Source organism: Pseudomonas sp. NPDC087803, from assembly GCF_044742995.1.
Lineage (GTDB): Bacteria > Pseudomonadota > Gammaproteobacteria > Pseudomonadales > Pseudomonadaceae > Aquipseudomonas.
In genome coordinates, this window is the sequence record NZ_JBIUVO010000006.1 from 81,831 (window position 1) to 102,416 (window position 20,586).

General features: G+C 62.8%; 16 protein-coding genes. 4 read left to right on the forward strand and 12 right to left on the reverse strand.

Translation table 11 applies throughout. From position 1 onward, the window contains the following. Positions 1-136 precede the first annotated feature (136 nt). Genes ACIOUG_RS07010 through hflK (ACIOUG_RS07025) form a run of 4 tightly spaced genes read right to left on the reverse strand, consistent with a single transcriptional unit; the run spans position 137 to position 6,103 of the window. Positions 137-2,044: a heavy metal translocating P-type ATPase gene (locus tag ACIOUG_RS07010; RefSeq protein ID WP_401063716.1), complete on the reverse strand. Its 1,908-nt coding sequence runs from the start codon at positions 2,042-2,044 to the stop codon at positions 137-139. After that, complete coding sequence (gene hflK / locus ACIOUG_RS07015) at positions 2,041-3,102, reverse strand: protease modulator HflK (RefSeq protein ID WP_401063719.1); 1,062 nt, start codon at positions 3,100-3,102, stop codon at positions 2,041-2,043. Before hflK (ACIOUG_RS07015) ends, ACIOUG_RS07010 begins: the two co-directional genes overlap by 4 nt. Next, positions 3,099-4,145, reverse strand: coding sequence for a protease modulator HflC (gene hflC / locus ACIOUG_RS07020; protein ID WP_401063722.1), 1,047 nt, complete (start codon positions 4,143-4,145; stop codon positions 3,099-3,101). Before hflC ends, hflK (ACIOUG_RS07015) begins: the two co-directional genes overlap by 4 nt. After that, positions 4,142-6,103, reverse strand: a complete 1,962-nt coding sequence (hflK, locus tag ACIOUG_RS07025; protein ID WP_401063806.1) for a protease modulator HflK — start codon at positions 6,101-6,103, stop codon at positions 4,142-4,144. Before hflK (ACIOUG_RS07025) ends, hflC begins: the two co-directional genes overlap by 4 nt. Before the next feature lie 211 nt (positions 6,104-6,314). Here hflK (ACIOUG_RS07025) and lpdA point away from each other — a divergent pair, with 211 nt between their 5' ends. Then, positions 6,315-7,715 (forward strand): dihydrolipoyl dehydrogenase, encoded by a 1,401-nt coding sequence (gene lpdA, locus ACIOUG_RS07030; protein ID WP_401063724.1) that lies wholly within the window; start codon positions 6,315-6,317, stop codon positions 7,713-7,715. Positions 7,716-7,812: 97 nt separating this feature from the next. On the opposite strand, the gene ACIOUG_RS07035 is transcribed toward lpdA, so the two are convergent. After that, entirely contained in the window at positions 7,813-8,286 is a 474-nt protein-coding gene (locus ACIOUG_RS07035) for an Lrp/AsnC family transcriptional regulator (RefSeq protein WP_007960832.1), read from the reverse strand. A 144-nt stretch (positions 8,287-8,430) separates the two neighbouring features. Here ACIOUG_RS07035 and ACIOUG_RS07040 point away from each other — a divergent pair, with 144 nt between their 5' ends. After that, the gene (locus ACIOUG_RS07040; RefSeq protein ID WP_401063727.1) at positions 8,431-9,060 is read left to right on the forward strand and encodes a LysE family translocator; all 630 of its coding nucleotides are present in this window, start codon (positions 8,431-8,433) and stop codon (positions 9,058-9,060) included. Here ACIOUG_RS07040 and ACIOUG_RS07045 read toward each other — a convergent pair. The 7 genes from ACIOUG_RS07045 to ACIOUG_RS07075 all read right to left on the reverse strand — a co-directional run bounded on the left by ACIOUG_RS07045 (position 9,057) and on the right by ACIOUG_RS07075 (position 18,277). After that, positions 9,057-11,195: a hypothetical protein gene (locus tag ACIOUG_RS07045; RefSeq protein WP_401063729.1), complete on the reverse strand. Its 2,139-nt coding sequence runs from the start codon at positions 11,193-11,195 to the stop codon at positions 9,057-9,059. The two genes, ACIOUG_RS07040 and ACIOUG_RS07045, sit on opposite strands and share 4 nt — an antisense overlap. Next, positions 11,182-12,369, reverse strand: coding sequence for a DUF3142 domain-containing protein (locus tag ACIOUG_RS07050; RefSeq protein ID WP_401063732.1), 1,188 nt, complete (start codon positions 12,367-12,369; stop codon positions 11,182-11,184). The genes ACIOUG_RS07045 and ACIOUG_RS07050 overlap by 14 nt, the downstream gene beginning before the upstream one ends. Positions 12,370-12,503: 134 nt before the next feature. Further along, positions 12,504-13,331, reverse strand: a complete 828-nt coding sequence (locus tag ACIOUG_RS07055) for a class I SAM-dependent methyltransferase (protein ID WP_401063735.1) — start codon at positions 13,329-13,331, stop codon at positions 12,504-12,506. After that, entirely contained in the window at positions 13,325-14,479 is a 1,155-nt protein-coding gene (locus ACIOUG_RS07060; protein WP_401063737.1) for an acyltransferase family protein, read from the reverse strand. The genes ACIOUG_RS07055 and ACIOUG_RS07060 overlap by 7 nt, the downstream gene beginning before the upstream one ends. Further along, the gene (locus ACIOUG_RS07065; protein WP_401063740.1) at positions 14,476-15,360 is read right to left on the reverse strand and encodes a class I SAM-dependent methyltransferase; all 885 of its coding nucleotides are present in this window, start codon (positions 15,358-15,360) and stop codon (positions 14,476-14,478) included. Before ACIOUG_RS07065 ends, ACIOUG_RS07060 begins: the two co-directional genes overlap by 4 nt. Then, entirely contained in the window at positions 15,357-16,661 is a 1,305-nt protein-coding gene (locus tag ACIOUG_RS07070; RefSeq protein ID WP_401063742.1) for a glycosyltransferase, read from the reverse strand. The genes ACIOUG_RS07065 and ACIOUG_RS07070 overlap by 4 nt, the downstream gene beginning before the upstream one ends. Next, a complete protein-coding gene (locus ACIOUG_RS07075) occupies positions 16,655-18,277 on the reverse strand; it encodes a glycosyltransferase (protein WP_401063745.1) in 1,623 nt (540 codons plus the stop codon). Before ACIOUG_RS07075 ends, ACIOUG_RS07070 begins: the two co-directional genes overlap by 7 nt. Before the next feature lie 428 nt (positions 18,278-18,705). Here ACIOUG_RS07075 and ACIOUG_RS07080 point away from each other — a divergent pair, with 428 nt between their 5' ends. Continuing rightward, positions 18,706-19,620, forward strand: a complete 915-nt coding sequence (locus tag ACIOUG_RS07080; RefSeq protein WP_401063747.1) for a GDP-mannose 4,6-dehydratase — start codon at positions 18,706-18,708, stop codon at positions 19,618-19,620. Then, positions 19,617-20,585 (forward strand): GDP-mannose 4,6-dehydratase, encoded by a 969-nt coding sequence (gene gmd, locus ACIOUG_RS07085; RefSeq protein ID WP_401063750.1) that lies wholly within the window; start codon positions 19,617-19,619, stop codon positions 20,583-20,585. The genes ACIOUG_RS07080 and gmd overlap by 4 nt, the downstream gene beginning before the upstream one ends. The last annotated feature ends 1 nt before the right edge of the window (position 20,586 follow it).

The following is a 20,586-nucleotide window of genomic DNA, read 5'->3' on the forward strand; positions in this document are numbered from 1 at the left end:
AGCCGAGACTATCGTTCCAGACGCTCCAACATGCCGTCATGCACCCACTACTGCTTTAGCCCAGGTAACGGCGTGAAGTGTGCGCCCTCTTTCATAGATGACTGCCTGTTCGGCGCACAGTTCGATGAAACTCGCTTCAGTGATCATCCTTGAGCTTGAGCAATGGCTCCTGAAACCGCAGCAGCCGTCCGGCATTGCCCAACACCAGCAACGTACTGAGGTTGTGCAACAGTGCGGCGATCATCGCTCCGGCCGCGCCGAGCCAGCCGAATGCCGCGAACACCACGATCGCCAAGGTCCAGCCCAGACCGATGATCACGTTGACCTGCAAGGTTCGCCGGCACTGGCGACTGAGCCGCACACAGGTGCCGAGGCGGCGCAGGTCACTGCCGATCAACACGATATCTGCCGAGGCCAGCGCGATATCGGCCCCACCGACGCCCATCGCGACACCGACCACACCGGCCTTGAGCGCCAGCGAATCATTGATGCCGTCACCCACCACCATCGGCCGAAAACCGTTGTCGATTTCCTTGAGCACGCGGTTGAGTTTGTCCTCGGGCAGCGCCTGGGCTTGCACTTCTTGCAGGCCAACATCGCGGGCCAGGCTCTGCGCGACACTCTGGCGATCGCCGGTCAGCAGCAATTGGCGACCCAGACCCAGTTCACGCAACTCTTCGAGGGCAAAGCGCGCTTCCGGTTTGACGCTGTCAGCCAACAGCAACCAGGCGACAAACTCGCCATTCAACGCCAGCCCGGCAATCGGCCCGTCATGGTCGGGCACGGTGGTGGTGACGATGCCCAGTTGCGCGAACAGTTCGGGACGGCCCAGCGCCGCCTCGCCCTGCGCGGTCATGGCCACGACCCCAAGGCCCTGACGCTCGTGAATATCCGTCAGCGGCAGGCTCTGGTCCTGACTGACCAACCCCGCCAACGCCCGGCTGACCGGGTGACTGCTGGCCGCGCCGAGACTGGCCGCCAAGGCCATCACCGCGGACTGTTCCAGACGCAGGCTGTTGATCGACTGCAAGCGCAAGGTGCCGTAAGTCAGGGTGCCGGTCTTGTCGACCACCAGTGAAGTGAGATCTGCCAATTCCTCAAGGAACGCCGAGCTGCGAATCAGGATGCCATGGCGCGCCGCCACCGCCACTCCGGCAATTGCCGTGGCCGGGGCCGACAGCACCAAGGCGCACGGACAGGCGGCGACCAACACCGCGAGCATCGCTTGCGCGTCATGGGTGACAAACCAGGTCACCGCCGCCAGCAGCAACACCAGCACCATGTAGCTGCCGGCATAGCGCTCAAGCAGACGGGTGATCGGTGGTTTCGAGCGTTCGGCGTTCTGCATCAGCGCGATGACTTTGCCCAGCGTCGATTGATCGCCGGTGCGGGTTACCTCAATACGCAGCAGACCGTCGAGGTTGATCGCCCCGCCAAACACCGTCATGCCCACTGCCGTTTCCACCGGAACCGACTCACCGGTGATCGACGCCGTGTCGAGACTGGCCTGACCGAACAGCACTCGGCCATCCGCCGGCACCCGATCGCCGGCGCGAACTTCCACCGTGTCTCCGGATTTGAGCGTGCCGTTGTCGACTTCAATAATCGAGCCGTCCGCCTGAATCTTGCGCGCGTGACTACGAGTCAACTGGCCGAGGGCGTGAATCGCTTCCTGCGAGCCGATCACGCTGCGCTCTTCCAGCACGTGGCCGAAGATCATGATGATCGGCAGCAACGCCGCCGTCAGCAGATCACCGGTCGCCCACGCACCGAGCATTGCCAAAGCAATCAGTTGATCGGTGATGCCGTGCAGGCTCGGATAACGCAGGCTGTACCACGCCGAACGCATCACCGGCACCGCTACTAATAAGGAGGCGAAGCCCAGCAGCAACTGACTGACACCGGTCTGCTCCGGCACCAGCCAACGCCAGATCAGACCGAGGCCGAGCAAGCCAAGGGCGAGCATCGCCAGGGTCAATTGCCGTGCGGCGCGGCGCTGTTCGGCCGAGGACAACAGGCTCGGTGCAGCAGTGGTCGCAGTCATTTACTGGCTCCCTGAATGATCAGGCGGGAATCGTCTTTCGGATCGACCGTGGTCACTGACCCGGCCTGGCCGAGGATCTTCGGCATGCGTTCGCGGTACAGCCGCAACAGCATTTGCGGGTCGGTGCCTTGCTGCTGAGCCTTGGCCAGACTCAGCACCGTGGCAGTGTCGGCAGACGCTTTGGCCAGGCGTTCGCCGGCCTGTGCATGGGCCACTTGCAGGCTGCGGTCGGCTTGCTCGTTAGCCGTCTGCGTGAGTTTTTCCGCCTCGGTGCGTGCGTTGGCGACGGCTTTGTCAGCCTGTTGGCTGGCGGTCAATACCGCATTGAAAGCGCTGACGGCCGGGTCTGGCAGACTGGACTGCACGTCAACCCGCGCCACTTCGATGCCGATGCCCTGCCCGCTCGCCTTCAAATCAGCCAAGCGCTGGTTAATGCCTTGCACCAGATCACCGCGCAAGCGTTCGCGGCGTTCAGCGGCCTGATTGTCGGCACCGATCAATTCCGGTCGAGCGACCAGAATCGTGTCCAGATCCCGTGCGGCGGTCAGGGTCACAGCGCTGCGCGTAACCAGCCGATCCAGGGCCGGCAGCACGTGATCACCCTGCAGCACGAAGTCATAGGGATCGGTGACTTTGTAAAACACTCGCACATCCAGTTGCACCACGCCGGCGTCGCCAGTCAGCAAATAGCCGGAACCGGCCAGCGCATCACTCAAAGGTGTGGCGAAGGTCGCAACGCGATCAGCCTTGATCGCCTCACTGCTGCGCAGCAGATTCTCCACCCGGCGCTCGATGACCCGATCCGCCGCCGGCAGCAAAACCACTTGCTCGAAAGGCTGCGGCCAGGCCAACAACAGCCCGGCATTCTGGATGCGCTGCAGGGCGCCGAAATGCAGAACCACCGCGCGATTCTGCGGATCAATCTGCCGCACATTGGAAAACGCCCAAGCCAACGCCGCCAATACCGTTACCGCATACAAGGCAAAAAACGCCAGGCGTCCGGCCTGAATCCACGGACTGCTCAACGAATGTGTTCCACGTGGAACTTCATCACTCATGGCTGCAACCCGGATTTGTTTTCAACATTCGGCGGGCCGTCCACCAGCACGCGGAATGGTGCGGCGTCGGTGCGCAGGATCAGTTTGGTGTCCGGCGTCACGATGGTGCCGAGGGTATCGAGCGAGCGCAGCAGGTTGTACAGCTGCGGTGAGCCCGCGTAGGCACGACCATAGATTTGCGCGGCTTCGACCCGCGACTGCGCTTCGATTTCTGCGGCCTTCACCGTGGCATCGGCCTGGACAATTCGCGCATCGCGCTCGGCAGCAGAACGAATCTGCGCGGCTTCTCGCTTGCCGATGGCGGTACGTTCGGTGGCAATTGTTTCACGCTCGGCACGCATCCGATCGACCGTGGCCGTGAGCGTGACCGAAGGCAAGGTCAGGCGTTCGATACCCACCTGCACCACGCGCACGCCGTAAGTGGCGAGCAACTGTTGGTCGATCTGCTGACGCAGTTGCGCTTCGAAATCGGCAATACGCACTTTGCTGGCATCGGTGTTCACCAGATCCGCCAGGTCGAAACTGCTAGCGGTGGTTTCCAGCGCCGAGCCGACAAAGGTGCGAATCTGCCGCGCCGCTTCGTCCGGCTGGTTCTGCACCGCGCGCATGAAACGCTGCACATTGTCCGGGTCGCCCTGCACCTGCCACGCCACGTAAGCCTGAACGATGATGCGCAAACCATCGCGGGTGCCGACATCCTGCAATCCGCTGGAAGTGGTACGCAGGCGCAGGTCCACCGGGATCGCCGCTTCGAACGGTGCCGGCCAGCGCCAGCTCAAACCCGGCTCAAGCAGCACCCGCGACGGATTGCCGAAACGGGTGATAACCGTGGCCTCGCCCGAACGCACTTGCACCAGGCTCGCCGCCGCGACGGCGAACGCCACCAGCAACAGCGCCCAGCTCATCCGCCGCCACGGGAACGGCCCCGCCTCTTCCGGCGCACCGTGGTGATGGTGATGATGCCCATGATGATGGTGGTGCGCGGCATGGCCGTGATCGTGGCCGCTGTGGTCATGCGAATCGTGAGTGTGCGACTGGCTCAAGGGGCAACTCCTGGTTGAGCGGTGGTGCGCGCAGGCGTCGGATCAGCCGGCAGCGTGAACGTACGCAGATCGATAGTCGGCGCATTACTGCTGCCGCCTAAACGGTGGTCGAGCACCAGCAGTTTGGCCTTGCTCAGGCCCAGGCTGAGCTGACTCAGATATTGCTCGAGCACGAATGCCTGGCCAGCGCTGGCGTAGGCTTTCCGTTCAGCGCTGAACTTCAGGTCTGCCGCCTGCGCCGTCGCGTTGATTTCACGGGCGCTGGCACTCGCCTGATCGCGAGCGAGGCTGGCCTGCAACTGCGCCTGGTTACTGGCTTCGGCCGCCGCACCGCGCTCGCGGGAGATCAACGCCTGGGCGCCGATCTGCGCCGCTTGCACGCTGTGGTAAGCATTGGCAGCACCAGCGGGCGGGTGAATCGCTTCGACCACGGTGGCGAGAATTTCCACGCCGCTGTTGAGTTGCTGCAGATCGTTTTGCACCGCGTGGCCGATTTCTTCGCCCAGCCCTACCCGGTCGGCACCGAGCAAACCGTCGAGGGTGCGCGAGGCAAAATCGTGCACCAGAATCCGGCTCGCGGTGCTGCGAATCAGCGTCGGCACATCGGCATTGTTGTAGGTAGCCGCCAAGGCGTCCTGATCACGCAAGCCGATACGATAGACGAAGCGCACGTCCATGTTGACGATCTGAAAGCTCTGCTGATCGCCACGGCTGCTGGCAATCACCTGGGATTTGTCGTTGACGTGGCTGGCATCCCACAAGCGGTTGGCAGTCACCGGCGCCGGGCCTTCGGCGGGCTCGGCCTGGGTCGGGGCAGGCGCATCGCCGACGTTGGTTGCCAACTCGTGCACCACGCCGTTCTCGACGCTCAATACACGGCCCAGCGGCCACGGCAAACCGGCGTGCAATCCGGGGCCGAACACTTGCACCGGTTTGCCGAAGCGCTCGTAGATCCCGCGCCCTTGCAGCGGGATTTCGTGAATCCCGGTCAGCAGCCAACCGACGGCGGCGACCAGCGCCAGCACCGGCAGAAAGGCCCGGCGCATGTAGCTGAACGCCCAGATCTGGCGCAGATCGATGCCGAAACGGTTGTGCAATTCGTGCTGCAAGGCGAGCAACGGCTGCGGTGGCCAACGCAGCATATCGGCGACAAAGCTGCGCGCCAGCAGGGTCGGTTCGAGCTGTTCCCGACGAGGGCTGAATATCGACAGCACTGCGCGCAATAGCAACTCGATCGCGACCAGTCCCGGCAAGATCCCGATCAATACCGCAACGCGCACCGGCCACACCGAAGCCTCGCTGGCGAACAACAGGCACAACGCGCCCAGCACCAGACTGATGATCGCCACCCGCGCCAGTTGCGCGAGGGATCCGGCTTCCGGCCATTGCGCCGGGTTTTCCTGAGCCAGTTGCCGCTCCAGCACCAGCAAGCCGAAACCCAACAGCAACATCAGCGCTGCACCCACCGTGGCCGACAATCCGACTGCAGCAGCCGGCAACGTCAGATTCCACACCTGCTCGATGCCGAGCACCGCCAGCACTGACCAGCCGCCCAGCCACAGCGTGGCCGCGCCGATCTGACCGAGCAGGTGCAGGCCGCGCTGACTCAGACGCTCCAGCAACCGTTCGTACCAGCCGTCAGGTGCGGTTTGCTCAACCTCATTCAGCGGTTGCTGTGCCACTGGGTGCATGACCCGCGCGCGCCATTGCGTCACCCACCATGCCGACTGCAGGCCGGCGACCAGCACCAATAAGGCAGCGCCCAGATTCACCAGCAACGCCGGCCAGATCGATTGCGCGGCAAACAGCTCGACAAACAACGCCAGCACCCACCCTGCCCCGGCCAATCCGCCGAGGCCGATGGCCAGACGACGCAAGCGGCGCCCTTGTGTGGCCGCTTGCTGAAAGCGCGGCAACCCGGTCACTTGCGTGCCATCGTCATCCAGATCGACTTGCATATCACCCCAAAGCCATTGGTTCACCGGTCTAATCGTTACGATATAACGAAAAGCGTGAAATATTCGTACACAAATGCCCTTTATCTAAAGATGCGCAACCTGTCGCTTGCCTGAAGCCTTGACCGAAATGTCCGGAAACGCACATATTACGTTCGTAATTTTATTCGTTTAGTCTTTTCAGCAATCCGTATTCCCAACCAGGAGTAACAGCATGAGCAATTACGACGTGGTGATTCTGGGCGGCGGCCCCGGTGGTTATAACGCGGCGATCCGTGCCGGCCAGTTGGGCCTGAAGGCGGCTTGCGTGGAAGGTCGCGCCACGCTCGGCGGCACCTGCCTGAACGTCGGTTGCATGCCATCCAAGGCCTTGCTGCACGCCTCGGAGCTGTACGACGCGGCCATGGGTGCGGAATTCGCCAACCTCGGCATCGAGGTCAAACCCACGCTCAACCTCGCGCAAATGATGAACCAGAAAGACCAGAGCGTGGACGGCCTGACCAAAGGCATCGAGTTTCTGTTTCGCAAGAACAAGGTCGACTGGATTAAGGGCTGGGGCCATATCGATGGCCCGGGCAGAGTCACGGTAACCGACGATCAAGGCAACAAGACCGAGCTGAGCGCCAAGGACATCATCATCGCTACCGGCTCCGAACCCACGCCCCTGCCCGGCGTCGAGATCGACAACCAGCGCATCCTGGACTCCACCGGCGCGCTGTCGCTGAGTGAAGTGCCCAAGCATCTGGTGGTGATTGGTGCCGGGGTGATCGGCCTGGAACTGGGTTCGGTCTGGCGGCGTCTCGGTGCCCAGGTGACCGTGATCGAATACCTCGACCGCATCTGCCCGGGTGTTGATGGCGAGGCCGGCAAAACCCTGCAGCGTTCGCTGAGCAAGCAAGGCATCAGCTTCAAGTTGAGTGCCAAGGTCACCGGCGCCACCCCTTCGGCCAACGGCGTACAGCTGAGCGTTGAACCCGCCGCCGGTGGCAGCGCCGAATTACTGGAAGCCGACTACGTGCTGGTCGCGATCGGCCGGCGCCCATACACCAAAGGCCTGGGCCTGGAGAACGTCGGCCTGAGCACCGACAAGCGCGGCATGCTCGCCAACCGCCAGCACCGCACCGAGGCGCCGGGCGTGTGGGTGATCGGTGACGTGACCTCTGGGCCGATGCTCGCGCACAAGGCCGAAGACGAAGCGATGGCCTGCGTGGAACAAATCGTCGGCAAGGCCGGCGAGGTCAACTACGACCTGATTCCCAACGTCATCTACACCCGCCCGGAACTGGCCAGCGTCGGCAAGACCGAAGAGCAGCTCAAGGCCGAAGGACGCGCTTACAAAGTCGGCAAGTTCCCGTTCACCGCCAACAGCCGGGCGAAGATCAACCACGAGACCGAGGGCTTCGCCAAGGTCCTTGCCGACGAACGCACCGACGAAATCCTCGGCGTGCACCTGGTCGGCCCGAGCGTCAGCGAAATGATCGGTGAATACTGCGTGGCCATGGAATTCAGTGCCTCGGCCGAAGACATCGCACTGACCTGCCATCCGCACCCGACCCGCTCCGAGGCGCTGCGTCAGGCGGCGATGAATGTCGAGGGGATGGCAACGCAGATGTAACCGTCGATCGGCAACCTCTTCGCGAGCAGGCTCGCTCCCACATTCGATCGCGGTCCAATGTGGGAGCGAGCCTGCTCGCGAAAGGAGCAACCCCGCTCTACAGCGGCAGATGCCCCAACGGCAACGCGCCCGGGGTCTTCACCGTGTGAATCGCAAAGTTGCTGCGAATGTCGCTCACCCCCGGCAGCTTCAGCAGGCATCCGCTGAGAAACCGGTCATACGCGCGCAAATCCGGTACCACCACCTGCAACAGAAAATCCGACTCCCCCGACACCAGAAACGCCGAGATCACCTCCGGCAGTGCCGTGACCGCCGCATAAAAGGCTTCAGCCTGCTCATCGTTGTGGCGCTCGACCTTGACCCCGACAAACACCGTCAGGCCCAGCCCCACTTCGTCGCGATCAAGGTTAGCCTGATAGCCACGAATCACCCCGGCCTCCTCCAGCATCCGCACCCGGCGCAGGCACGGTGACGCCGACAGGCCGATCTCGTCCGCCAGCTCGACGTTGCTCAGCCGTCCGTTGCGCTGCAGGGCGGCGAGAATCTTGCGATCAAAAGCGTCGAGTTTCATGTTTGGCAGATCCTGCTGGTCAAGGCGCAAAAAGAAAGCAGGTTATGCCAATCACGACGCTTTTTGAAGCTGACTTCGCAAGCACCTGCCCCACCCTTGCGCCATAGACTTGGCTCACCGAATCGACAACGAAAGGGCGGCAACATGGCGAGTATCTGGATGTTTTTTCTGGCATTGACGGTGGTCTTCCTGTTGCCCGGCCCGGACATGATCCTGCTGCTGCAAACCGGCGCCCGTCAGGGTCGCGGTGCGGCGCTGGCGACTGCCGTCGGTCTGGCGCTTGCCCGGGGCTGCCACGTGGCATTGGCGGCGCTGGGCCTGGCAACGCTGTTCAAGGCGGCGCCGTGGACGTTTGACGTGGTGCGTCTGGCCGGTGCGGCTTATCTGCTGTGGATCGGCATTCAATGCCTGCGCAGCAGCTTGCTGCCGAACCTGAATACGGCTGCCGTGACTGACAGCCAGGGGCAATGGCGCGAAGCGATTCGCCGTGGCCTGCTGACCAATCTGCTCAATCCCAAGGCGTTGCTGTTCTGCTCGGTGCTGCTGCCGCAATTCATCGTCAATGACAGCTCACCGGTGCTGAGCCAATTCGCCACCCTCGGCGTGTTGCTGGTGGGCGTCGGGCTGCTGTTCGACAGCGCTTATGCCCTGACCGGCGCGGCGCTGGGCCGTTGGCTGCAACACAGTCCAACCGCCCAGCGCGTCCAGCAATGGCTGTTCGGCAGCCTGCTGATCGGCTTTGCCGTGCGCCTGACGTTTATCCAGCAAGCCTAGGGTTTGCGAACCTTGCGCTGGCGTCGGCTGATCAGCGTCAGCGCAACACCGACCCCCAGCACGATCGCGCCGATCAGTACCGGCCATTTGTAAGGCCGCATGGCCGTGCGCGCGGCATCGGTCACCTGGGTGACGTAACGCTTGTCGGCGTTTTCGAAATCCGGGTAAGGGCATTGATTGCCAAAGTCCACCGCCCACGGCACGTACGCACCTTCATTGACGTAACGCCGATACAGCGCGCTCTGCTCCTCCAGGCTGCTGTTGAAACCCGCAGCGTTACATAGCACCGCGGCAAACGCCTGGCTGGTATGCGGCAAATTGTCGGCGGCGCGACTGGCCAGCGCGGTGGCGACGAAGCGGTAGTGATAACGCTCGTCCGGCTGCGCCTGGCTGGCGTTCTGGCGCTGTACTTCAGCCTCGGCCACCAGCGGCCCGACTTTCAGCTCGGTATTTTCCAGGCTGTAGTTGCCGCCAAACGTGGCGTAGTCCGGCGCCATCTCATAGCCGAGAATGTCCATGCCCCACTCGCGCGCGGTCCAGGCGGCGTTATACAAGGCGCTGGCGCGTTTGGTCGGCCACCATGCAGCGTCGGCCTTCAGGCGTTGCTCGCCGTACAGCCGGGCCTTGTGCTGCAGATCCGGATTGTCGAAATAGCCGACCGCTTCCTCGTAATGCCCTTCACGCAGCAAGCGCCGGCCCAGCAGATTACGCAGGCTGGCGGCGACCGGCAGCGGCTCGTAGTTGTCGCGCTGCTGCTGAGTCAGTGCCGGGGGTGCCGGCACGTTGTCATCGACATAGCGCTTGAGCTCATCGACCGTGAGCACCCGTTCGGCCACCGTCGCGGCGTCGAACCAGTAAATATTGTTGCTGCGATACAACTGCACGAACGCTTGCAGGTATTCGCCGCGTTGCAGTGCCAGAATCGCGCTTTCACCCTCGACCCGGCATTTCGGCTGAACGGTTTCGAAGTCCCAGTCCGGGGTGCGCCGGTAGCCCCAGTCTTCGCTCTGCGGGAACGCCTGCGCGGCTTTGGCATAGGCGGCAGCCGCGGCATTTCTATCGCCGTCACGCACCGCCAGTTTGGCTCGCAGCCACCACGCCAGCCCGCCGTCACCGGCATTTTCCAGAAAGGCCTTGGCGCTGGCGTAATCACCCTGTTGGTAGTTCATCGCCGCCAGTCGATCGGCGTTTTCCAGGCTGCCACGGGTGCTGTTCTGCAACAGCCTGACAAGCTTCTTCTCGTTCGGCGGTTGCTCGTCGAATGACCAACCCATGCGACTGATCAACGACGCCGTGACCAGTTGCTGCACGGCCTTGCGATTCAGCAGCTTCGCCAGTTCCGGCTCGGGCAGCTCGGCCAGTTCATTCATCAGTTGTTTCAGCGAGGTGTAACCCACGGCCGAGCCGTGCAGGTTCTGCGCCTCATACAGCTCGATGGCATCGTCCCAGTCGCCGGCGGCGCGCAGCACCCGCGCTTCTTCACCGAGGCTGGCCACACCGAGTTCCAGCGGATCACTGAAGCCATCGATGCTCATCTGTCGGGCCTGACGGAAAGCTGCACGCGCGTCCTCCAGTACTTCGATGACATCACTCGCCTCGGCACTCATGGCAAACCAGGCACGCCCCAGGGAATACGCCGCCCAAGTACTGCGCAGCGGGCGTTGATCGGCCGGCAGCGCCAGCACTTTGTTGAAATATTCGATCGCCAGCGGATGATCGCCCGTGGCAAACGCCACCGCCCCCGCCACGTACAAACGGATTTCCGCGGGCAGACTGGCGCCCTGCGCCTCGACCTGATGCGCATCGGTCAGACCGCGCAGTTGCTTGACCAGCGCTTGCTGCTCCGCCGTCAGACCGGCCTGCTCGGCCTTTTCACGCAAATCGCCCACCTCGGTCGAATCGGCGTAAACGTCATTCGGATTATGGGTTGCCGCCGTGACGTTCTTCAGCCCGGCAATGGTTTTGCCCAGGCGGCTGATCTCGAAATTGAAGTTGCCCTCCGGCAAATCGGCCAGGGTCTGCCCGCGATTGTCGAGCAGGCGCATCGGGAAGTCCGGGCCGCAGGCCAGCGCCGAACCCAGCGGCAGGCTGAGGCTCAGGCAGAGCAGATGGCGGGGCCAGTTACGGGTCAACATGCGAACCTCCTTGATCAATAAATGCACAGCGCGCCCAACCGATGGCGCGTTGTCCACCCGCCGGCAGACGACCGTCGCGCAGGCGGGTGAAGGTAAGCAGATCCGCGCTCTGTTGCAACGAGTAACCGGCAAGCGCATCGGCGCCTTCGCACGCACTGGCCTTGACGGTGATGCGCGTGGGCCAGGCACTGTCGAGGTTTCCGACATTGCGCAGGGCGATGTCTTGCACACCATCGTGGTCGCTGAACGTCAGGCCGAGCCGGCTGCTCAACGCATCGCCACGGGCCACAGCGCGCAAGGTGCTGAGGCTCCAGGCGCGGCGATCATTGGGCAGCGGCAGACGAAACCAGATCAACCCGGCCAGATGTTCCGGGCGATCCTCGCGCAACGCCTTGGCCAGTCGGCTCAGCTGCTGCGGATCGGCGAGCAATTCGCGCCGCTGGCCACCGCGCTCGAGCGGCACTTCACTTTCCACCACCGGCACACCATCGGCATCCGGCAACAGCGCCACACCGTAAGCCGGCAGCGCCAGATAAAACGGCTTGTCGCTCACCCGCCCCCAAGCCTTGGCCCAGCGCCGCGCCTGCTCGGGGTCGAACAGACCACGACGCGGATCGCTGACCGCATGCACCTGCAGCACACTGCTGTCGACAGTTGCCAGCAGCGCCGGCAGTTGCGAACTGTCGAGCCACGCCGGCAACGCAGTGATGCTCAGCGCCAGCTTGGCCGGCAAGGCGCCGCGCAGATGCACAAGGAGTTCGGAATAGGCCGGCAGACGCGCGTTACCGGCGTCATGATCGATCTCGACCCCGCTCAGGCTCAGGCCCTGCCCTTGCCAGTCAGCCACAACCTGAAGGATCTGCGCCGTGACTTGCTGCTGATCGAGCGCCTTGAGCTGACCGTCGAGCCGGATCACCGCGATCAACGGCCGGCCATCGTGCTTGAGCAATGGCGCATCAATTCGCGCCCTATGCCAGCCGTCATTGGGGAATGCCTGCAAGGCCAGCACGCGCAAGGTCGAAAAGTCGTTGCGGCTGTCTTTCAGCGCGAGCTCATGGGCGGACGTCCATTGGCGTTGCCAGACGTAGAGTTGCTGATCGAGGGCGGGCGCGTCATGCCGCCCGCAAGCAGCGAGCAGCAGCGCCGTGATCAAAATCGAAAAGCCGTACCGCATCAAATGCCTATTCCCTGCCGATACAAACACGCAGGGTACACAAATCCCTGTAGGAGTGAGCCTGCTCGCGATGGCTGAGTGTCAGGCAACATCGATATCGGATCGAGCAGGCTCACGCCTACAGGGAAAGCGATTCAAGGCTTGCGGGCAATGATCACCTGACTCTTCGCCACCACCGCATCCAGCGCCTGCTTGATCTGCGCGCCACGGGGCGAATCGAGCACCGCTTGCCAAGTGTCGGCCCAGTGGTTGAGCAACGGGTGATCGGCATTGCTGAAATCGACCTTGGCCTCCCAGAACAGCAGCATCCACATCGACCAGTAAAACCCGTACTGGCTGTGGCTGATGATCTCCAGCCCGGCGTCGCTGACCATCGCTTTGAACTGCTCTTCGCTGATGATGCGAATGTGGTTGGGCTTCTGGAAATACTCCGGCGCCGCAATGTCCTTCTGCAAATCTTCGGAGCTTGGGTGCGGCACGCTCAGCAGGTACAACGCCCCGGACTGGCCGACCCGCACCAGTTCGGCGAGAAACTGCGCCGGGTCGTCGACGTGCTCGATGACTTCAGTGGACACCACGCGGGTGGCGGTGCCGTCGGCAATCGGCAACGGGTTGCAGTCGGTGACGTGGCACTCGACGCTGCGCGCCGGGGTATCGCTCAGGCGCTGGCGGGTGGCTTCGACCTTGGCGCCGTCGATGTCGGCAATGATGATCTTCGCCCCGCGCATGCCGCAAAAATGCACGTTGCCGCCGTCACCACAGCCGACATCGAGCAAGGTGTCATCGGCGGTCACCGGGAAGCCGGTGAACAGCTCGCCGGTCTCCTGATTGAACCAGCCGCTGAGCTTGGCATCGTAGAGGCCGAGCATGTACGGATCGACCTTGTTCGCCGCCGGTGCAACAGGTTGCGCGGGGGCCGGTGCAGGCGTCGCCGCCGTGAGTTTTTTCAAGAGGCTCAGCATGAGGTGGCTCCGGGGGTTGAGACGGCGGTTCGGGACGTGCCGAGGCGCCGCACCAGGGCAGCACCGCGATTGCGCATCGGCATTTCGATGAAACGGTAGTTCAGCTCGCTGAGCAGCAAGATCAGGCCGCAGGCGATCAGCACAGTGAGTATCGGGTGCCCGGCCGGGCTCGGCAGACCGGCAGCCTGCAAGCGAAAGATCAGCTCTCGCACCAGCAGATAGGCCGGGATATGAATCAGGTAGATGCCGTAGGAACGACTGCCGATCCACGCCATCAGCCGTTGCAGATTGCCCGCCGGCAGCAGGTAATCGCGGTTGTACGAGGCGATCCACACCAGCAAGGCGCCGAGCACGGCAATCGAGCCGATGCGGTAAGGCGCGAAAGTGAAGCGATCGGTGGCCATAAAACTCATCAGCAGGGCCACGCCGATCAGCACTGACACGCCAGCCCAAGGCCGGCGCAGAAGCGTCGGCTGCCAGCGCCAGTAAGAAGGTTGCGCACTCCACAGCGCCAGGAGCACGCCAAGTGCCAGGGCGTCGGTGCGCACCACCATCAGCAACGGCGTGCGCAGGGTGAACAGCTGCACCGCGACCAGCGCCAGCAAGGCCCAGACCAGATGCTTGCGACACAGCACAATCAGCACCGGGAACAGCAGGTAGAACTGCTCCTCCAGCGCCAGACTCCAGTAAACGAAACTGCTGCCGTACTCGTAATGAAAGAAGCTGTCGGCAAAACGGAAATTGGCGTACTGCAACACCCCCGCCAGGGTCGCCTGCAGATTGGCGTGCAAACTGCCAAAGGCACCGGAGCGGTTGAGAAACGCGCACGCGAGGAGGATCAGCGCCAGCCACAACCAGGCTGACGGCAACAGACGAAACACCCGCCGCAGCCAGAAATTGCGCGTCTGCTGCCAGTATTCCTGACGCGTCGTGCAGCCTTGCAGTGCGGGGATCAGACTGCGGGCGATGACAAAACCGGAGATCGCGAAAAACAGATCGACGCCCCACCACGGTTGCGCCCAGGCGTGGATTTTTTCCAGCAGCGGCACGCTGTCAGTGAACAGGCTGCCCTGCAAGTGATGAAACAACACACCGAGGACGGCGACCGCGCGCAGTACCTCGATGTCCATGATCCGCCTGGCACTCATGGCTGACTCCCGGCAGCGGTTTCGCCAGCCAATGGCTTGCGGGCAATGATCACCTGACTCTTGGGCATGAAGCGGTCGAGCATCTGCTTGATTGCCAGGCCGTCGGGCTGCGCCAGCAGGTCTTGCCAGGTACGCGCCCAGCTCTCCATCAGCGGCGGATACGGCGCCTGAATCCGGTCGCGTACGGCGCCGCCGAGGTCACGCCCGGCAGCACGTTCGCTGGCCCAGAAGAAAATCATGCCCATTACCCAGAAGAACCCGCTGGCCTGCCGATGCTCGATCACCAGCCCGGCGTTCTCCACCAGTTCGGCAAAGCGCTGCTCGGTGAAAATCTGCACATGATTGGGTGTCTGGTAATAACTCGCCGGGGCGATGCCCTGTTGCAGATGCTCGCCCACCGGCGCCGGGACACTCAGCAGGTACTGCGCACCGGGGCGGCCCATGCGCACCAGCTCGGCCATGAACGGCTCGGGCTGGTCGATGTGCTCCAGCACTTCCATGCACACCACTTTGCTCGCGCAACCGGCGGCCAGCGGCAGTGGCAGGCTGTTGCTGACCAGGCCCAGATTCGGCTTGTCGCTCTGCGCCTCAACCTGCCGGGCCAGATCGCGGACCTTGTCATGTTCGCTGTCGGTGAAAATCACCGACGCACCCTGGCGCACGGCAAACAACGTCGCCACGCCTTCGCCGCAACCGACGTCGAGCAGAGTGTCGTCAGCCGTGATCGCGAAGCCCTTGAGCAATTCACCACTGTCGGGCAAAAACCAGCCGTCGAGGATCGCGTCATGCAACCCCACATCCCGTGGCGAAACCTGGCCGGGCGGCGCAGGTGCGACGGGCAAGGGCGCCGGACGCAGGCGTGCAAGCAGGCGCCGGATCATGCGCTCGCGGCTTCCACGGACAACGCTTTGATGGCTTGCGCACGCTGGGCAAAAAACGTCCGCAGACGCTCTTCAGCGCTCGCCTGACTGCAGAATTTCTGCAGGTTGTGCACCGCATGCCCGGACATCCGCGCATAGCGCTCGACATCGTTTTTCGCCACCGCGTAACTGTCGCGATACGCCGCGCACAGCGAATCCCAATCGGTCATATAGCGCAGGGTGCGGTAAGCCGCTCGTGGGTCGTGGGGCCAGGCTGTCAGCTCGTCGGTGGAATCAACGATAAACGCGTTATCGCTGTCGACGTAGTCGGCCATCGCCGTGTTCAGCGGGGCGATCGCCGGTTTGCCGCAGGACATGAACTCCATCAGCGGCAGGCACTGCCCTTCGCCATAGGAACTGTTGACCACGTAACTGGTGGCCTGCACCAGCGCCTCATAATCGGCGTCCGCCAGATACCCGTGGATCAGCACGATCCGGCACTGGTAGGACTGGTTCTTGTACAGGTGATGCAGCATGTCGCTCAGGGCGTTGGCGATGTCATGGTGCGTGAGCTTGAGCACCAGGGTCGCATCGGCGACGTCACGGAACGTGGTGCAGAACGCGCTGATCATGTCCTGCCAGTTCTTGCGGCCGTCGTACGGGTTGAATACCGAGGTGTAGACCACGCCGTCCAGTTGCAACTGGCAGTCCTGCGGCGGCCCGGCAAACGACAGCGGCGTGCCTTCGCACAACCCGGGTGGCCCGTAGGCCCGCAGGTCGACGGTGCGGCTGTCGAGCAGCAGTCCGCGCAGCTTCAACTGCACCGCTTCGACCACCGGCTGCTTGCGCAACTGCGCGCCGCGTGCGGCGAAGCGATCCCACACCGGTGCAGGAATCGCGCAGATCGGGTAATCCGCGCCCATCACGTCACACACGGCGTTGACCGTGAAGCTCGAATGGGTGATCGCCATGCCACAGGCGTTCAGCACCACACGCCAATCGTGACGCGGCTCGCCGTGCCAGCTTTCGGTGGGGATGGTGCTGAACTCCCAGGCAAAGACCGGGATGGTCGGGCAAGCGTAATGAATCGGCGTGCGATGCGGCGGCGAGAACGACAGGAACACGCACGCTTCGCCACGGCTCAGGCAATCGAAGTACAGGCGATCAACCAGTTCATCCGGGTTGCTCACTTCAATGACCTGGCCCAGGCGCTGCAGCACCGGGCGAAATTCCTTGAGCACAAAGTAGTAGCTGTACTCGGGACGGCCGAGGTTCTGCTGGATGTTGCTCTGGTTGGTTTCCGAATGAATGATGATCAGCATGATGCGGTTCCGGCCTCGGCGAGCGGCTGTGGCGTTGCACTCGGCGTCAGTTGGAGAAACTGCGCCAGACGCTGCTGCACCGGAGCAAAGCTGCAGTACTCGCGCATGCGTTCATTGGCCGCCTGGGCCATGGCCTGATAGGCCGCCGGATCGTTTTTGGCCATGGCGTAGCTGGCCTCGTAGGCGGTTTTCAACGAGCCCCAGTCCGGACGGTGACGCAGGGTGCGATAGAGAATCCGCACATCGTCCGGCCAGATGGTCGGTTCGCGGCTGGACTTGACGATGAAACCGACGCGCGCGTCGATATAGTCGTGCATCGCCGTGTGGTCCGGCGCGATCACCGGGCGCGCGCAGGACATGAACTCCATCAGCGGCAGGCACAAGCCCTCACAGCGGGACGCGTTGACGTAGAAACTCGCCGCACCGTACAGCCTGGCGAATTCCTGGTCCTCCAGGTAGCCATGCATCACCACTACCCGACAGGCGAACGGCGACAACTGCGACAGCAAGGTGATCAGGTGCACGTAGTACGTCGCCAGATCGTTCTGGGTCATTTTCAGCACCAGCGTGGCATCTTCAGCGTCTCGCATGGCCCAGCAGAATGCCGTGATCAGGTGATGCCAGTTCTTGCGCCCGTCCTCCGGGTTGAACACGCTCACATAGACCACACCGCTGACCTCGGTCTGCACCACGCCGCTGGTGTCCGGCAGACTGGCCTGCGGATGCTCGACCACCACTGGTGCTGCAACCGTGGCAGCCGGCGGCAATGGCACAGAGGTTGGCGCGCGCAAGCGGAATAACTGGCGACGCAGGGCGACCGGCAGCAAATCGCGAACGGCTTCGCGATACCACAGCAGCAGGTTGTGTTTGAGTAAAAACAGCGGGTGGTGCTCGCTCGGGGTCGCTGCCGCCCGGTAACTTTCGCGCAAGTAGTGTTTGGTGATGAACGCACGTCGGCGCAAGGTCAGTGCCGGTGGGGCCTGCGGCTCTGGCTGTTCGACAGCGTCAGTCAGGTCCGCTGCCTCACTGTCCTGCTCATCGTGGATAGGCGCAATCAGCCCGTCAGCCGACAGGCCGAGGGCACGGCTGTCGATGATGCATCCCTTGATCTGCAACACCGCACCCGGGTTCACCGCAACCGCCGGATATTGCTGGCGCACACTGGCGAAGCCTTCCCACAACGGGGTTGGCAACACCAGCACCGGAAAATCCTCACCCAGGGTGCGGCGAATGGCTTGTGCGGTGTGGCTGGACAAGGTGATCGCCCGACCGTGGCGGGCGAGGATCCGGCTCCAGTCGTGAGCGCAATCCCCTTCACCCTGATCGACCGGGATCGAGTCGTACTCCCAGGCGATCACGCAGACCACAGGACATTGCAGATCGGTCGGGGTTTTATGCGGCGGAGCAAACGAAAGGAAGAGACAATCCTGACCGGCCAGTTGCAACTGCCGGTACAGCGGGTCGACTTCGGCAGCCGACGTCACCACGTGCACCTGCCCAAGGCTTTCCAGCACCGGGCGGTAGGCCTTGAGCACGAAGTAATAACTGTATTCCGGACGCCCCAGACTCTGGCTGATGGAGCGGTCGTTGACGTCCGAATAAAGAATGAAATTCATGGCATCCCACGGTGAAACCACCATCCCGGCAGTTTCACGCTATGACGGCCAGGCGCGGGAGCGAGCCGGGATCACCGTTGCTCGTCCTTCGTCATGGAGCTCGTCTTCGTTCTTGTTTTAGTGGCTGGTTTCACCCTGTTGCGCAACGTCCCCGGCGGACCTGGGGAGATGGCGACGAGGGCCATTCTAAACACATCCGTCGCGGATCCGGGAACCGCCCGACAAGAATAAATCGGGCTACGCTGACGAGAACTGACCAGTCACGGTTTGCGCTGTTGAAATTGCTGCGCATTTGGCACAGATTGGTAACAAACAAATACAACAACGACTTCGCCCGTCGTCATGTCGGTCTTTTTCACCTGACCTGACAGACTTCTCCTCAAAGCCTGTGGGAACGTGGCGAAAGTTAAAGACCAAGGGGTCGCTGTTTGAAAAAGCGTCTGTTCATCACGGGCCTCAGTGGATTCGTGGGACACCATATCCAGTCGCATCTGGCCCAGCCTGACTCGACGTGGGAGCTGCTGCCTGCCGCCGCACCCTACGATCTCACGTCAGCGGCGAGCCTCGTCGACCTGTGGCCGCAATTGCCCGACGCGGTGATTCATCTGGCCGGCCAGACCTTTGTTCCCGAAGCCTTCCGCGACCCGGCCCGCACCATCGAGATCAATCTGCTCGGTACCCTCAATCTGTTGCAGGCCCTCAAGGCCCGCGGATTTCAGGGGATCTTCCTGTACGTCAGCTCCGGCGACGTCTACGGCCAGGTCGACGAAAGCGCCCTGCCCATCACCGAACGGCAACCGCCCTGCCCGCGCAATCCCTACGCCGTGAGCAAACTGTCGGCGGAATTCCTCTGCCTGCAATGGGGCCTGAGCGAAGGCTGGCCAGTGCTGGTGGCGCGGCCGTTCAACCACATCGGCAGCGGGCAGAAAGACAACTTTGTCATCGCCAGTGCTGCGCGCCAGATCAACCGCATCAAACAAGGCTTGCAAGCCCCGCAACTGGAAGTCGGCGACATTGACGTCACGCGCGACTTCCTTGATGTCGGCGATGTGATTTCGGCGTATTTCGCCCTGTTGGAAAAGGGCACACCGGGGCAGGTCTATAACATCTGCTCGGGCCGCGAGCAGAGCATCCGCAGTCTGATTGAACAAATGGCCGACCTGGCCGAGGTCGACCTGCAACTGGTGCAGGATCCGGCGCGCATGCGGCGGGCAGATCAACGTCGCGTTTGCGGCAGTCACGCACGCCTGGCCCAGAGCACTGGATGGACGCCAGAAATCACCACACAACAATCCCTGCGGGCGATCCTGTCCGACTGGGAGCAGCGAGTACGACAAGAATGAAAAGTGCACTGATCACAGGGATCACCGGCCAGGACGGCGCTTATCTGGCCAGACTGCTGCTCGACAAGGGCTACAAGGTTCACGGTCTGGTCGCACGGCGCAGCAGCGATTCACGCTGGCGCCTGCGCGAGATGGGCGTCGAAGGCGACATCGTCTACCTGGACGGTGACATGGCCGATGCCTGCTCGGTGCAGCGTGCGGTGATCCAGTCGGCACCGGACGAGGTCTACAACCTCGCTGCACAAAGCTTTGTCGCCGCGTCCTGGAATCAGCCGGTGACCACCGGCATCGTCGACGGCTTGGGCGTGACCCACCTGCTCGAAGCGATCCGTCAGTTCAGCCCGCACACGCGTTTCTATCAGGCGTCCACCAGTGAGATGTTCGGCTTGATCCAGGCCGAGCAACAGGACGAGAACACCCCGTTCTACCCGCGCAGCCCCTACGGCGTGGCCAAACTCTATGGTCACTGGATCACCGTCAACTACCGCGAAAGTTTCAACCTGCACGCCAGCAGCGGCATCCTGTTCAACCATGAATCGCCACTGCGCGGGATCGAGTTCGTCACCCGCAAAGTCACCGACGCCGCCGCCCGCATCAAGCAGGGCAAGCAGCAGGAATTGGCCCTGGGCAACATCGACGCCAAACGCGACTGGGGTTTTGCCGGTGATTACGTCGAAGCCATGTGGCTGATGCTGCAACAGGACAAGCCTGATGATTTCGTGGTCGCCACCGGTGTCACCACCACCGTGCGCGAGATGTGCCGCATCGCCTTCGATCACGTCGGTCTGAACTACCGCGATTACGTGAAGATCGACCCGGCGTTCTTCCGCCCGGCCGAAGTCGAAGTGCTGCTCGGCAACCCGGCCAAGGCTCAGCGCGTACTGGGCTGGAAGCCGAAAACCGATCTGGACACCCTGATCCGCATGATGATGGATGCGGACATGAAACGCGTCGCCAAGGAGTAGG